General features: G+C 40.7%; 13 protein-coding genes. 10 read left to right on the top strand and 3 right to left on the bottom strand.

Annotated elements, in window-relative coordinates; genetic code table 11:
• Nucleotides 1–53: 53 nt before the first annotated feature.
• From PBT90_RS18955 to PBT90_RS18915, 9 genes are all read left to right on the top strand, one after another.
• Nucleotides 54–941 carry an IS1595 family transposase gene (locus tag PBT90_RS18955; protein ID WP_264808066.1) on the top strand — a complete coding sequence of 296 codons (888 nt, stop codon included), beginning with the start codon at nt 54–56 and terminating at the stop codon, nt 939–941.
• A gap of 78 nt (nt 942–1,019) precedes the next feature.
• Nucleotides 1,020–1,436 (top strand): hypothetical protein, encoded by a 417-nt coding sequence (locus PBT90_RS18950; protein WP_264808065.1) that lies wholly within the window; start codon nt 1,020–1,022, stop codon nt 1,434–1,436.
• Between the two features lie 1,228 nt (nt 1,437–2,664).
• Entirely contained in the window at nt 2,665–2,946 is a 282-nt protein-coding gene (locus tag PBT90_RS18945) for a hypothetical protein (protein WP_264808064.1), read from the top strand.
• Between the two features lie 17 nt (nt 2,947–2,963).
• Nucleotides 2,964–3,434, top strand: a complete 471-nt coding sequence (locus tag PBT90_RS18940; RefSeq protein WP_264808063.1) for a hypothetical protein — start codon at nt 2,964–2,966, stop codon at nt 3,432–3,434.
• 239 nt (nt 3,435–3,673) lie between these two features.
• Complete coding sequence (locus tag PBT90_RS18935) at nt 3,674–4,168, top strand: hypothetical protein (protein ID WP_264808061.1); 495 nt, start codon at nt 3,674–3,676, stop codon at nt 4,166–4,168.
• A 260-nt stretch (nt 4,169–4,428) separates the two neighbouring features.
• Nucleotides 4,429–4,530: a DUF6364 family protein gene (locus PBT90_RS18930; protein WP_264808060.1), complete on the top strand. Its 102-nt coding sequence runs from the start codon at nt 4,429–4,431 to the stop codon at nt 4,528–4,530.
• A gap of 148 nt (nt 4,531–4,678) precedes the next feature.
• Nucleotides 4,679–5,092 carry a type II toxin-antitoxin system VapC family toxin gene (locus PBT90_RS18925; protein WP_264808059.1) on the top strand — a complete coding sequence of 138 codons (414 nt, stop codon included), beginning with the start codon at nt 4,679–4,681 and terminating at the stop codon, nt 5,090–5,092.
• Between the two features lie 209 nt (nt 5,093–5,301).
• On the top strand, nt 5,302–6,402 hold the full coding sequence (locus PBT90_RS18920; protein WP_264808058.1) for a vWA domain-containing protein: 1,101 nt from the start codon (nt 5,302–5,304) through the stop codon (nt 6,400–6,402).
• Nucleotides 6,403–6,407: 5 nt separating this feature from the next.
• The gene (locus PBT90_RS18915) at nt 6,408–7,931 is read left to right on the top strand and encodes a P-loop NTPase family protein (RefSeq protein WP_270130675.1); all 1,524 of its coding nucleotides are present in this window, start codon (nt 6,408–6,410) and stop codon (nt 7,929–7,931) included.
• A gap of 115 nt (nt 7,932–8,046) precedes the next feature.
• On the opposite strand, the gene PBT90_RS18910 is transcribed toward PBT90_RS18915, so the two are convergent.
• The 3 genes from PBT90_RS18910 to dgt all read right to left on the bottom strand — a co-directional run bounded on the left by PBT90_RS18910 (nt 8,047) and on the right by dgt (nt 12,970).
• Nucleotides 8,047–8,409: a DUF1304 domain-containing protein gene (locus tag PBT90_RS18910; RefSeq protein WP_264808056.1), complete on the bottom strand. Its 363-nt coding sequence runs from the start codon at nt 8,407–8,409 to the stop codon at nt 8,047–8,049.
• 65 nt (nt 8,410–8,474) lie between these two features.
• Complete coding sequence (locus PBT90_RS18905; RefSeq protein ID WP_270130673.1) at nt 8,475–11,480, bottom strand: AsmA family protein; 3,006 nt, start codon at nt 11,478–11,480, stop codon at nt 8,475–8,477.
• A gap of 143 nt (nt 11,481–11,623) precedes the next feature.
• Nucleotides 11,624–12,970 carry a dGTP triphosphohydrolase gene (dgt, locus tag PBT90_RS18900; protein ID WP_264811490.1) on the bottom strand — a complete coding sequence of 449 codons (1,347 nt, stop codon included), beginning with the start codon at nt 12,968–12,970 and terminating at the stop codon, nt 11,624–11,626.
• 193 nt (nt 12,971–13,163) lie between these two features.
• Between dgt and PBT90_RS18895 the strand changes: the two genes are divergently transcribed.
• Nucleotides 13,164–13,988: a DUF4382 domain-containing protein gene (locus tag PBT90_RS18895; protein ID WP_270130671.1), complete on the top strand. Its 825-nt coding sequence runs from the start codon at nt 13,164–13,166 to the stop codon at nt 13,986–13,988.
• The last annotated feature ends 55 nt before the right edge of the window (nt 13,989–14,043 follow it).

Raw genomic sequence — 14,043 nt, 5'->3', positions numbered from 1 at the left:
TTATAGAGGTGACCGTTTAATTTCATATATTTATGCTTTCAAACAAGCAGATAATGGATATTTTTAAAGGGCAAGGACTTATAGAGTTTAGTAAAAGGTTCCAAAGCGAACTAGACTGTAAAAAGTATTTGGCGGAACTCAAGTGGAAAGACGGGTTTACGTGCCGGAAGTGTGGCCACCTTGGCAGTCAAACCCGGAAAGATTACGCTCGTACCTGCAATAAATGTAGCGATACAGAAAGTGCTGGCGCAGGCACCCTTTTCCATAAAGTCAAATTTGGTCTTGTAAAGGCCTTTTATATCTGCTTTGAGATGAGCACAAGTACCAAAAGTCTCTCTGCGATGTATATGGCCAAGCGGTATGAGATTAATCGTAAAACAGCCATGAGTTTCATGCACAAGGTGCGTGAGGCCATGAAATCGAGCGGAAATCATCCCATGAAGGGAGAAGTTCATGTGGATGAATTCGTCGTAGGGGGCCAGGAGGCTGGACATACAGGTAGAAGCTATGGGGGCAAGAAAAAGAAGGTGGTATGCGCGGTAGAACTTACTGGGGATGGAAAAGTCAAACGGTTTTATGCATTACAGATCAAGGATTTTTCGGCCAAATCGCTGCGTCCCATCTTTGAGAGCCACATCGACAGAAATGCCCAAGTTCAGACAGACGAGTGGAAAGGATATCGTACTATCAAAAAGGACTTTGCCATCAAACAAGTCCCCAGTGAATTGGGGTTAAATTTTAAAACTATTCATACCATGATCCATCAGCTGAAATCGTGGTTAAGGACAACGTTTTCCTGGGTAAGCAAAAGGCACATTGACCGCTACCTATGTGAGTTTTCCTACAGAATCAACCGCTCACAGAACAAGGAGACGATCTTCCATAATTTGATCACCAGAATGGTCAGTAAGGAGAAAATCTACATTGCTGACTTGATATGATATTAACTGGTCACCTCTATAGGTTTAATAATAATTTAAGAAACACTTTATGAACAGGAATAAAGGAAGGGGTTAAAGATGAGTAATAGAAAAGAGCTTTTTACTGTGGTTGTAGTTTGTATTATTGGTATCATCTTTTGGAACATCTACTATAATTGTTATGAGAAATTATATACTATTGGAACTGTAGAGAGGATGAAAACTGGGCTAAAATCAGGAACTGTTGCCAAATTTACCTTCAAATATAAAGGGCATGTATATGAAGGGGGAACCGGAATTGGAGATTATAAAATTAAAAGAGGTGATAGGTATATTGTCGAATTTGCAAAGGATAAAGTGGAATTGTCAAAAGCATTATTTTATTACCCAATTCCAGATTCTATAAGAATTGTGGTCCCTTTGGACGGGTGGAAAGAACCTCCTCCAAAACTTACACAGTTCAAAAGAAAGAGGATGGAATTATTTGGGCTATATGATAATATATTTAAGAATTAGAACTTTAAGAATCTGCGCATTTAAGGTGAAATCCTTCCTATAATTTCATTCTTAGATGAATATTATGAGAAACACCGTAATACAGGGATTAAGAATGAGGCAGAATATGAGTGATAAGCAAAAATTAATTTTAGGGTTTGTATTGAGGTTATTATGTTTGGTTTTGTGCAACCTTTATTATGATTCTTATGAAAAGTTATATACTGTTGGAGAAGTTACAGGTTCAAGTGTAGGGCTAAAGTCAGACTCTTCGGTTCAGTTTGTTTTTTTACAAAGATGGAGAAAAAATGGAGGGATCGAGTTGGAAAGGCTTATATTCGGCGAAAAATGGAGAAAAATTTATTGTTGAGTTTGGAAAAACTGACCATACTATTTCATCTATACTGCTTTATTATCCCGTTCCGGATTCTCTAGTATTAGATATCCAGAAAGTAGGTTGGATTGAGGGAATATTTTTATATAGAATAAGTATGTTTTATTATTTTTCGTGTTTTTTTCTAAAAAAAAGGATTTTGTTATTCATGTATAGCGAAAATAGTTCTCGAATTATTAAATAAGGGAATTTCTTTTTGGTTAGATAAAATAGTTATGCGCAAAGGATTAATTTTTATTAATTATAAGGGAGGTATAAATGATTATGCTTTATCCATCGCTAAGCTAGGCTATTTTCCTCAGACACTCAAGAATCTTTCCTCAATCGACTACCCTCTGAAAATCAAATTAGATCAAGACACTGCAATTCATGTAGATTTTGTACCAGCTAAATAAGGTAAGGTCTGACCATTAATATTTGGCTTGAGGAACATTCAGTCTAAAAATTTTGGGGATGTTCGCTAGCTTGGGCTATCCATCGTTTTGGCACCCCCCATGGCTTTGTTAGACTTCAGCCGCTTAGCGGTGGATTTGATCAGAAAAGCGTTTTTCTCAGCGGGAGTGATGGGGTAAAGATACAGGACTTATAATTATCAGTTTTTTTTAAAGTGGATTATTGAAAATTACAATTTCAGATTTTGATTTATCCCTGCAAATCAATAAACTAAAGAAGTTTTTAGACATTTAGCCAATCAAATTCTATGAAAACCAATTTTACTCCCCCAAATGCATTTATCTGAATAAATCGCTTGGTCGATTATTTTCGGCCTTGCTATTTACCACGATAGTTTTTTCCTGTACGAAGGAACAGGATCTGAAGATCTCCCAAGATGAGCTTCAGCTGATCCGGACTTTCATGGAAGGGGAATTGGCAGAGAAAACCACCTTTGATAATCAGCCTCTGGAGATGGATTGGGAAAATGCTGTGGTTACAAAAGAACATTATGAATATCTGGATAGACTATCCGAATCTTTGACTGAGAGATATAATATAAGTGAAGCTGACGCCTTGGACCTATCTTGGGGTGGACTCCACAAAACAAGCTCTTGGGATAGCCTGTCGATTACTGAACAACAGGAAATAATAAATACAAACTTGCAACACAGATCGGGGCTAAAGGGAACAAAATGTAATTGAAATACCTATGAAAAAAGATGATTTTAGTATTCCTTGTTTTGTTTGCTGTTCCAATTGTTACGACTGCACAATCAACTTCTAATAAACAGGAGAACGATTTTATGCAGTTGCGAAAAAGTTTACAACCTATTGTATTACATCACCCGAAGGATCTTGATGAGAAAAAATATATAGCATTTTCATTCGAAGTCTATTATGGTGAAAAAGTGAGGGTTTCCTTTTCGGAAAATACGCCGGAAAATATTAAAAGACGAAAGAAGCTATCAGAAGAACGAATAGAGGCAATTTTAGTTGAAAAGGGGATAGAGTTTAATGAGCCTTGGCGCATTGTTTATCCGGTGTTTCTAATTTGGAATGATAAAAATGAAAGAACTGACAACTTAGATGAAGAGCTTGGTTTTTTGATTGGCGGACGTAAATATATCGGTCAAGAAAAAATTAGGATAGAAAGACCGATTGTGAATGAACTACTTGGTTCAGCCCATTAGCTGAGAGGGTATAACAATGATCAGGAAGCCCCAAAACTATTTGTCGATGGAATTAAACTCGCAATCTACTGATTTGGATGATTTATCTTCTACTCAAATAATCAACAATACAGATCAGGTTCAAAAGGGACTAAATGCAACTAAATATTATGAAATCAAGCATGACCCGAAGCGACACACAGAGGGATGATTATAATTCATGCGAAGATTCCATGTGACCATAAAAAAATTATAAACCCATGAAAAAGATAAAATCATTCTTCCTTATTATTTGCCTGATGCTGTTTTCAAACATATATGCGCAAGATCAAAAGAGTGAAACTGATTTTAGAAGTCTTGTCCAGAGACATGTCAGTTGGTATCCGCTAATCTTTGATGACTGGGAAAAGAATACTAATCAATATTTGGGTTACTACTTAAAATTGACCTTAAAAGAGAACAAGGTCATTGAAGCTGAATTTTCTAAAGAAACACCGCTTATAGTAGTTCAACGTAATGAGGAGCTCAATCAAAAATTAAGTAGTTACATTTTAGAAGCTAAGTTGAGTAATATTCCAGATGGAATGCATGTTTTTCCAGTCATCTGCGAGATGATCACTATACCTAAAAAAGAGCTACAAAACAATCTGGAAAGTGAATTGGAAAACATGATTCCCGAGCCAGAGATGATTCATAATAATGAAGTTTTGTTCAATAAACCAATTCTTGTTAAGATTTATCCTCCAAAGCGATAGTTAATGGATTGAATATTTGGAGGGTTTTCACTCGCCCATTGGCGCTTAGATTATTTTCTATTTTGAATCCATCGTTTTGGCGCCCCCCGTGGTTTTGTTAGACTTCAGCCGCTTGGCAGTGGATTTGATGATGGAGGCATTATTCTCTGCGGGAGTCATGGGGTAAAGATAGGGGAGTTTGGTTTTAAGGAAGAATCTTAAACCATTGTGGAACTTATTTCCATAAAACACACGTATATTTAACCATAACACGTGTAATCATGAAAACCAAACTCACGCTCACTGTAGAAAAGGAAATTGTAGAGAAAGCCAAGCTTAAAGCTGCCAGTAGGGGTATATCGCTTTCAAAAATGTTTGAGTAGATTTTTGAAAAGGAAAATCCGGAAGTAGAGAAAACCCCGGAACAGTTTGCTGCTGCACGATTTTTAGAAAGATTAAAAAGAGAGGCTCCAATCAAAGCCCTTGAAAAGTCTGACAAAGAATTAATCCGGGAACACCGAAATAAAAAGTATGTATAGGATATTTTTGGATTCGAATGTTGCACTCGATTTGGTGGCAAACCGGGAGCCATTTGTTGAGGACTCTAAGCCATTTCTTTCTCTGTTAGCTGAAGGAGAAGCCCAACTTTTTATTTCTGAAGTTTCTTTAGGTCTGCTGATTTACATGTCAATTGACCGGTACAAACTAGTTGATGCGAAGGAAAAATTGCTGCAGTTTATGGAGTTTTGTCGAGTGATTTCAGGGGGGAAAGAAGCATTTTTAAATGCTATGAATTCAGATTTTAAAGACAAAGAGGATGGGCTTCAATATTTTACCGCTGTCGACAATAAAATGGATTTTTTAATCACACGGGTTAAAAAAGACTTTAACTATGCAAACGGCGAAATTCCAGTTATGACGCCAAAAGAATTTTTCAAACCCTGAGATTATTTTTCTGCTTTTCAAGCTCGATTTCATCTTTTTTGCCTTTTTCCCCCGATTATTAAACTACCACACCTGTCTTCTTGTTATGTCCCTGGTTGGAGCGTAAAGGATGACTATAAGTTGAACCAGGCCTTTTCTCTATGTACTTTACTTCACCAAGATCGTTGACAAAGTCTTGTGTCTTGAATCTTGCTTCTAATATCTACAAAATGAAAGGATTTCGATTTACTCAGTTCGTACCCACTCAGGATCCTGAGAAGAATTCGTTCGAGAATCTGCTGAATATATTTTTGCAACTCGTCACCATGACCGGCGGTGATGTAGCTGAAGCATTGAGTTGGCTGACCAATCTGGACAATCGCTATGGAATGACCGATCCCAACTATGGCATCGGGGACTTTATCGAGGATTTGAAATCAAAAGGATATCTGACCGAGGAAAACCAAAAAGGAGAATTTAAAATCACCGGTAAAGCGGAACAGACTATCAGAAAATCAGCTTTAGAAGAGATTTTCGGCAAACTGAAAAGAGGAAAATCGGGCCAGCATAAAACCACTCATTCCGGACAGGGAGAAGAGCGGGGAACCGACCGACGGGCTTATGAATTTGGAGATAATCTGGATCAGATTGCTTTGACAGATTCCTTGCGTAATGCCCAGGCAAATCATGGATTTGGAGGAGATTACCTATTGACTGAAGATGATCTGGAAGTGGTGGAAAATGAGTTCAGATCCCAAACTTCCACTGTGCTGATGATTGATATTTCGCATTCCATGATTCTCTATGGAGAAGATAGAATTACACCCGCGAAGAAAGTTGCCATGGCTTTGGCAGAACTCATCAAAACCCGCTACCCTAAGGACACACTCGATATTATAGTATTCGGAAATGATGCCTGGCAGATAGAAATCAAAGATTTGCCTTACCTGCAAGTTGGGCCTTATCATACGAATACAGTTGCTGGGCTTGAACTGGCGATGGATTTACTGCGAAGAAGGAAGAATCCAAACAAACAGATTTTCATGATCACGGATGGGAAACCGACTTGCCTGAAAGTGGGAATCAAGTACTACAAAAATGCTTTTGGGATAGACAGCAAGATCCTCAGCGAAACGCTGAAGCTGGCTGCACAATGCCGAAAATTGAAAATACCGGTGACTACCTTTATGATCGCTTCAGATCCGTATTTGAAGGAATTTGTAAAGGAATTTACCAAAGTAAATAACGGGAATGCCTACTACAGCAGCCTGAAAGGGCTCGGCGACCTGATTTTTGAAGATTATAGACGAAACAGAACGAAACGCTTTTAAGCCATATGGACTACCAAAAACTGACACCACAGGAACTCACACAGATAAAAACCCTCGGCCAACTCAAAGCTGCTGGCTACCAATCCAAATCCATCAAAGAGGAACTTCGCGACAATTTGATCTTGAAGATCAAGCGAAAGGAGAATGTTTTTGAAGGAATTTGGGGTTACGAGGATACCGTAATTCCTGATATTGAACGGGCGATCCTTTCCCGGCACAACATTAACTTACTTGGTCTGAGAGGACAGGCCAAAACGAGGATTGCCAGAATGATGACTCAATTGCTGGATGAATATGTTCCGGTGGTTTTCGGTTCAGAGCTGAATGATGATCCGCTAGCTCCCTTGAGCACTTATGCCAAAGACAAAATCGAGGAAAAAGGGGACGATACCCCAATCATTTGGTGGCATAGAAATGATCGCTACACGGAGAAGTTGGCAACGCCTGATGTATCTGTGGCCGATTTGATTGGTGATGTTGACCCGATCAAGGCAGCCACAATGAAATTGAGTTATAATGATGAGCGAGTAATCCACTACGGATTGGTGCCAAGGTCTCACCGCTCTATTTTCGTGATCAATGAATTACCGGATTTACAAGCCAGAATTCAGGTTGCCTTGTTCAATATCCTGCAGGAAGGCGACATTCAAATTCGTGGTTTCAAATTGAGATTGCCATTGGATATCCAATTTGTTTTTACAGCAAACCCAGAAGATTATACCAATCGTGGTAGCATTGTTACGCCGCTAAAGGATAGGATCGAAAGTCAGATCATCACGCATTATCCTAAGTCAATTGAAATAGGTAGGAGAATTACTGCTCAGGAAGCCAATCTGAAAGGCAAGCCTGTGGATAATATCTATGTGCCGGAACTGATGAAGGACTTGATCGAGCAGATTGCTATCGAGGCCAGAGGTTCAGAGTTTGTAGATGAGAAAAGTGGTGTGTCGGCGAGGTTGACGATTTCGGCTTACGAAAACTTGATTTCCGCAGCTGAGCGTAGAATGTATAGGAATGGAGAAGGCAATACTACTATTCGGATTGCTGATCTGATCGGAGTCATCCCTGCGATAACTGGAAAGGTAGAACTGGTCTATGAAGGCGAGCAGGAAGGTGCAGGATTAGTTGCATATAATTTGATAGGAAAAGCTATTCGTACACAGTTTGTAAATTATTTCCCATCACCGGAGCAGAAGAAAAAAGACAAAAACGGGAATCCATACGTCATCCCTTTGGCATGGTTTGGAGAAGGAAATGAGTTGGATATTCTAGCCTCTCAAGCAGATAAGGAATATAAAACGGCACTTCATTCAGTACCTGGATTAGAGGAAGTGGTTACGCAGTTGGTGAAGGATTTACCGGAAAAAGAGAAGGAATTCTTTATGGAATTTGCACTTCACGGATTGGCAGAATTCTCTCAACTCAGCAAAAAAGTACTGGACACCGGATTGCAATTCAAGGATTTGTTTAGCTCCATGTTTGATATGGGGCCTGGAGATGAGGATGATTTCGAGGAGGATGATTTGTAATTGAATTCCCGCAGATCAGCGCAGATAAAAGTCGCAGATAATCGCTGATTTGAAACAGTCAGCGATTATCTGCGAAATGATTAGCGTAAATCTGCGGGAAAAGCATTCCTTATTTTTATATCAAATGAAGTAAAATGAGTGCAATTAAAGCTGGTAACCCCTGAACCCAGAAGATTTTTTTACTGGCCGTGAGAGCTCCGAAAACTCCTGCGACCAATACACAACTCAGGAAAAATACAGCCACATAAAAGGCCCATTTCGGATCATCAATCAGTAAAGACCAAACTAAACCCGCTACCAAAAAACCATTGTAAAGCCCCTGATTGGCAGCTAATCCCTTGGTTTTTGGAAATAATTCAGGAGGTAATGATTTGAATGTTTTTCGCCCTATAGTCTCCCAGGCGAACATTTCGAAGTAAAGAAAATAGAGGTGCAGAGCGGCTATAGCTCCGATAAGAATTTTAGCAAAGATTTCCATAAAGTAAAGTTTACGGAATTTAGTAATTAAAGCGCTTCCCCGTCTAAGAATAAAGAGATATCCATTCAGTTCCTTACGGTGGTACTGTCCGGCTTTGTTTTAGCATCAGTTTTTGGGAAAAAACCCTTTAGTAACTTTTTGGCTTCCTCCACCGCTTTTTCTTTGGCCACATCCACCTGCTTTTCTAATTCCATTTTTGCGCTATCTTGAGCCGCTTCGGACCTGACTTTTAGCACTTGCTTCATGCTATCCTGTGCTGCGTTAAACTGCTCATTGGCTTGGTTTTGAAGCCCCTGGGCCTCTCCTGTCACCCTGGATTTAAGCGCATCTGCCACCAAAGATTCTATGCTATTTCCTCCTGCCAAACTCACTTTGGGGGAATTGTAAGTTCCGGAGAGATTCAGCGCCAGCGGAATCGCGGTGTTTTCATCCACAGTGGCGCCAGAAAGGGTTGCCAACAAGGAGTTGGCCTGAGCGCCAAATTTTCCAGCAGGGATCTGCATATTGACCAAATAATTAATCGATCCATCAAAGCCAGCTGTACCCTGCACTTTAGCTTGATAGTCCCAAAGTTTCACATCAAAAGGCTGCACATCCATGACCCCGTTATCTATAGAAATAGGGATCGTGATATTTTTCAACTGCAGGGTATTCACGTCTTTCAATCGGGTGAGACTGGTGATTCCTTCCAGTATTTTGCTGTCTTTCAAGGCTGTTTCGGCCACTTTTAGTAATCCCTCTCCATCTAGGCTAGCTAGGATTGGCATCATATCCTGACCTAGTTTTCCGGAGAAATTGAGGTCGGAATTGAATGTTCCGGTCAGGTTTTGAGCAATCGGCGCAAAGGCTTTTACAGCATTAAAAGATCTAAAAGCTTCGCCTATGCTGAGATCAGCTATGTTCAGTTTGAAATCAAAAAGAGGGGAGGTAAGGTCTCTCGGATCATAGTTACCCTCCAGCGCAATAGTACCTCCCAATGTATTCATGGAAGCATCAGAAAAGCTCAAGATTCCTTCTTTTAAATACATATTGCCCTTTACCTGCTTGAGGTTCATGTTATCATAAATCACCTCATTGGCGACCACCTTCATGGTGAAATCTATGTTTTTGGGCAATTCTATAACTGTAAGCGCTGTATCCGTCGTGTCAGCGCTTACTTTATCGCTCATCCACTCATTGACATTGAATCTTGTGCTGTTAATGGCTAATTGTCCACTTAGCGTACCCTCTTCTCCCAAAAAGTAATTCATATAATTCGATAGGTAGCCCGTAGCCAAAACTGGACTTTCTCCCACTTTAGAATCAAACTCTGTCAAATTAATACGATCGGGAGTGAATACAGCTTTTGCACTAGCGATTTGAACCACTTGTGGCAAATCAATGGAGGAATACATAAAATCCCTGATGTCCATGCTACCACGGGTTTCCAGCTGATTATAGCGCTCAGCTTGCACCGCTGCGTAAGAGCCTTTGGTGCTGAGGTCAGCTTGGATTTTACCTTCCATTACCATGTCTTCCACCGGAAAAATAGCCAGAACTTTCTTCAGGTCCACTCCACCTCTGACCTGACCATCCCAGATTAACTTGTCAAAATCACGGATTTTCATGTTTCCGTTGATGGCCTCACCTTCGAGTTCGAAACCAAATTGGCTTAGGTCCACCAGGAAGTCCTTCAAATCACCACTAGCGTTTTGGATAGAGGCTCTGACATTCAGTTGTTCTATAGGAGCAGGGTAATCCGAGCTCTTTACATACCCATTTGCCAAATGAAGCTTGGCATTAATCGCCGGAATCACACCAGCCACAGAATCATAACGGCCTTTTGCGGTAGCATCCAGATCCAAATTTCCTTTCAAATCCATTCCTTCGATTGGGAATATTGAAGTTAATTCTTCCAGGTTTAGCTTACCTTTCAATGCGGCGTCTATGTCATAGCTCAGCAAATCGGAAAGGAAAAGTTTCCCTGAAATCGGATTGCTTCCAAAATCCAAATTGAAAGACGGGATAGCCACAGCAGTATAAACCAGGTTATCTGTTTCATTTTTGACCTGAAGGTCCAGGTTCACATTTTTTACTGGCTGTGGAAGGTCCGGGTACTGTAACATTCCATCGACTATTTTAAGAGAAATATCGAAGGAAGGGATTTTCTCCTCATTGTAAATTCCCTTGATCCTGCCATGAAAGTCCATCGTACCGGAGGTATTTAAACTGGAGAAACTTTCTGTATAAATCCCCGGAACCAGGGAGAGTATGCTTTTGAAATCATTATCCTTCCCTTCCATTTCAACATCCACTTCCATGTCATCTCCGGGCATCGCCAGATATCCATCCAGTCCAAATAGAAAATCATTCAGCTGAAAACCCCCATCTCCCAGGGTAAACTTCATGTTTTCCAAATCTATGTTCAGTAGCGTTTCTCCCCTGAAGGTCTTGTTGCTGATGTAGCTTACATCTTCGTAAGTAATGTCTGCTATCAGGGCTTCCAGCTGTATAGGCAGGTCATACACTTCAGCCGTAAACTCCCCAGCTCCAGTAACATTGATTCCTCCCAGTGCCATGAAATAATCCAGTTGCCTATCGTCATATACCACATTTACCTCGGCTATTTCGATCCGGTCCACACCGATTTGAAAATTGCTTGCTGTGGTATCTTGACCCGCATCCTCTGAAGGAAAAGTAATGTCATAGTTAGCGGTACCATCCTCCAGGACCTTGATGTATAGATCTCCGCCCCTGAGTTTTACGCCGGTAAGTGTAGGATATTCGTCAAAAAGCACTGACCTAAGATCGAAATCAATCCCTAACTCTTGAAGCGAAACTAAGGTGTCATTTTCGAAAGGCGCATTTCCTACTATGTCAAAATCCTGAATGGTTGCGGAGATATTGGGAAACCTCCTAAAAATGCTCAAGCTCACCTTATCCACATCGTAGATCACTTTGGCATTGATGGATTGTGCGATCTCATTGTCTATCCTCGCGGCGATTTTGTCTTTAAACAACAATGGAATTGAACCAGCCACTGCAATTAGAAATATAAATACACCAAGGATAATAAGAAGTGTCTTTTTCATAGTAAGCTCATCAGTCTTTTAATAGCGAAATTCCGCTAAATTCAAATTCGGGCAATGCTAGCGTAAGTACGTAGCTCATGCCTTTAGGGGGTGAAATAGTAACAAGATTTAAGCCTGATCTATGAAAATAAAACAGCTATTGCTCAGCTTCCCGGAAAAGAGATTCCTTTGACCCTCCTGTACAGGTTGAGCGCATATTTGTCTGTCATTCCAGAAATAAAATCCACGAGTGCACGCAGCAGGGGATAGGGATTGACCTCTGCACCCCAGCCTTTGAGCGGAAAATCTTCCGGAAGTAGCCTTAAGATGCTTTTATCCTGTCCGGAGAATTGGGCAGGGTCATAAAATTGATGATAAAGGGCTTTAGAAAAGACTTCCAAAAGTCCCTCTATAACCTGGAATCCTGCGGCTTCTTTTTCCAAGACTACCTGCGAACGGTAGATTTTCTGGACAGAAAGATCCGTGATCGCTTTTAATGCTTTGGCAGATGGAATGATATCGGTGAGAGCTTTATCAAAATTCCCCTTACACATGCTTTCCTCATATTGGGCAAAGACATCAACACATTCCTTGATCAGCTCACCTATAGCCAATGCCCGAAGAGCACCCAGGTTTTGAGCAACAGTGCGAGGCTCCTTGAGTTTTTTGGGATCAAACTTGTCCTTCAGAATAGGCGCCAGAAGCTTCACCGTATCTTCAAAACTCACCAGTCCCATGGTACAGCCATCCTCCAGATCAATAATGCTATAGCAAATATCATCTGCTGCTTCTACCAAAAATGCGAGTGGGTGCCTATACCAGCATTCAGGGCTGGACTTTTCCATTCCCAGGACGGCTCCCATTTGCTCAAAATCCGCCAGTTGATTGATGAAAAAACCAAATTTCTTTTGGCTTCTACGCGCTATATCCCGCTGCGCAATCATACTAGGCCTAGGATACTTGGTAAAAGCCGCCAAAGTGGCGTAGGTAAGCTTCAGCCCAAATTGCTTTGAAACCAGCATGCGAAACCCTTGAGCATTTCCTTCGAAATTATGCAAATCGGCCAGTTGTTCGGTCCGTACATGGGGTTCCCAGCATTTGCCTGCGGGATGAAACTTGAAAAAATCTGAAATTGCTTCTTCTCCTGCGTGCCCAAAAGGTGGGTTTCCTATATCATGGGTCAAAGCAGCTGCAGCCACTATAGCCCCTATTTCAAATGCTGTAATTCCATTTGTGGAAAGTTGTGGATATTTTCCAAGGAGAAATTCACCAGCGGCTTTGCCCAGAGAGCGTCCTACACTGGATACTTCCAGACTATGGGTAAGCCGAGTATGCACAAATGCTTGTTCCGGCAGTGGAAAAACCTGGGTTTTGTCCTGGAGATTCCGAAAAGGTGCCGAAAAAATAATCCGATCGTAATCGACTTCAAATTCACTTCTAACCACCTGAGTAGGTATAAATCCCGGTTTGTCTCCAAATCTGCCCCGGGATAAAAGGCGCTCCCATTTCATCATGCCCAAAAATAAGAAGGATTCCCACAAGGAATAAGTTTTTTGGCCCCAAGTCTTGGCATAGTCCTTGGATTTCTTTGGCATCTTTAATTATTCCCCTTATGAAATCAAGCATGACCCGAAGCGACACACAGAGGGATGATTATAATTCATGCGAAGATTCCATGTGACCTTAAAAAAAAATTATAAACACATGAAAAACATCATTTCTTACTTCTTGATATCTCTTTTAATATTAGCAGGAATGTCATGCTCCTCAGACGATGAGAATCCTACAGCTGGCTCAGCTAAAGTGAATTTCTACCTGGTGGATGCGCCTGCAAGCTATGATGAAGTCTGGGTAGAAGTTTTGGCATTGCGAATAAAAATAGATGAAGAAGGGATAGATGAGGATGAAGATGAGGAGGACGATGAATCAGAATGGATAGAAATCGCCTATGATGAAAGTAAACCTATTAACCTACTTGACCTGACCGGTGGAAATAGTGAATTATTGGGAACAGCCGATTTTCCCGAGGGAGATATAGATCAATTGAGATTGATTCTCGGAGAAAACAATTATGTCATCAAAAATGGAGAGCGATTTGATCTGAAAACTCCTAGTGCCCAGCAAAGTGGATTGAAAATCAAAATTGACGAAGAAATCGAAGGGGGAATGACCTATGATTTAGTCATTGATTTTGATGTGGCAAAATCAATAGTGGAAGCCGGGAATTCAGGTAATATCATCCTAAAACCTGTGCTCCGTGCTTTTTTGGATGAGATCTCCCAAGGCATAATGGGTCAGGTAAACCCAGTGGATGCGCAAGCTATACAAGTCACTGCCAATGATGGAGAAGATCAGTATAACACCTTCGTAAATGAAAATGGTAACTATAAAATCACAGGAATGGACGACGGAATCTACTCCATCACCATCACCCCAAATGAATTTTATCTGCCCATTGTCTTAGAAGGAGTAGTAGTGGAAGATGAAAAAATTACTACTGTAGAACCTGTCACATTAGTTCTAAAATAACAATGCACAATAACCGGCTTCGCCCGGTTTTTTTATGCCGCTTCTTTAGAGATTC

This window comes from Algoriphagus sp. TR-M9, assembly GCF_027594545.1.
GTDB classification, from domain to species: domain Bacteria; phylum Bacteroidota; class Bacteroidia; order Cytophagales; family Cyclobacteriaceae; genus Algoriphagus; species Algoriphagus halophytocola.
The sequence above is the reverse complement of the archived record's forward strand: the minus strand, read 5'-3'. Positions and strand labels throughout refer to the sequence as shown.

Bases quoted from the DNA above. Each gene is read 5' to 3' on its own strand.
- PBT90_RS18955 (WP_264808066.1), top strand. From the start codon at position 54: ATGGATATTTTTAAAGGGCAAGGACTTATAGAGTTTAGTAAAAGGTTC.
- PBT90_RS18950 (WP_264808065.1), top strand. From the start codon at position 1,020: ATGAGTAATAGAAAAGAGCTTTTTACTGTGGTTGTAGTTTGTATTATT.
- PBT90_RS18945 (WP_264808064.1), top strand. From the start codon at position 2,665: ATGGAAGGGGAATTGGCAGAGAAAACCACCTTTGATAATCAGCCTCTG.
- PBT90_RS18940 (WP_264808063.1), top strand. From the start codon at position 2,964: ATGATTTTAGTATTCCTTGTTTTGTTTGCTGTTCCAATTGTTACGACT.
- PBT90_RS18935 (WP_264808061.1), top strand. From the start codon at position 3,674: ATGAAAAAGATAAAATCATTCTTCCTTATTATTTGCCTGATGCTGTTT.
- PBT90_RS18930 (WP_264808060.1), top strand. From the start codon at position 4,429: ATGAAAACCAAACTCACGCTCACTGTAGAAAAGGAAATTGTAGAGAAA.
- PBT90_RS18925 (WP_264808059.1), top strand. From the start codon at position 4,679: ATGTATAGGATATTTTTGGATTCGAATGTTGCACTCGATTTGGTGGCA.
- PBT90_RS18920 (WP_264808058.1), top strand. From the start codon at position 5,302: ATGAAAGGATTTCGATTTACTCAGTTCGTACCCACTCAGGATCCTGAG.
- PBT90_RS18915 (WP_270130675.1), top strand. From the start codon at position 6,408: ATGGACTACCAAAAACTGACACCACAGGAACTCACACAGATAAAAACC.
- PBT90_RS18910 (WP_264808056.1), bottom strand. From the start codon at position 8,409: ATGGAAATCTTTGCTAAAATTCTTATCGGAGCTATAGCCGCTCTGCAC.
- PBT90_RS18905 (WP_270130673.1), bottom strand. From the start codon at position 11,480: ATGAAAAAGACACTTCTTATTATCCTTGGTGTATTTATATTTCTAATT.
- dgt (WP_264811490.1), bottom strand. From the start codon at position 12,970: ATGAAATGGGAGCGCCTTTTATCCCGGGGCAGATTTGGAGACAAACCG.
- PBT90_RS18895 (WP_270130671.1), top strand. From the start codon at position 13,164: ATGAAAAACATCATTTCTTACTTCTTGATATCTCTTTTAATATTAGCA.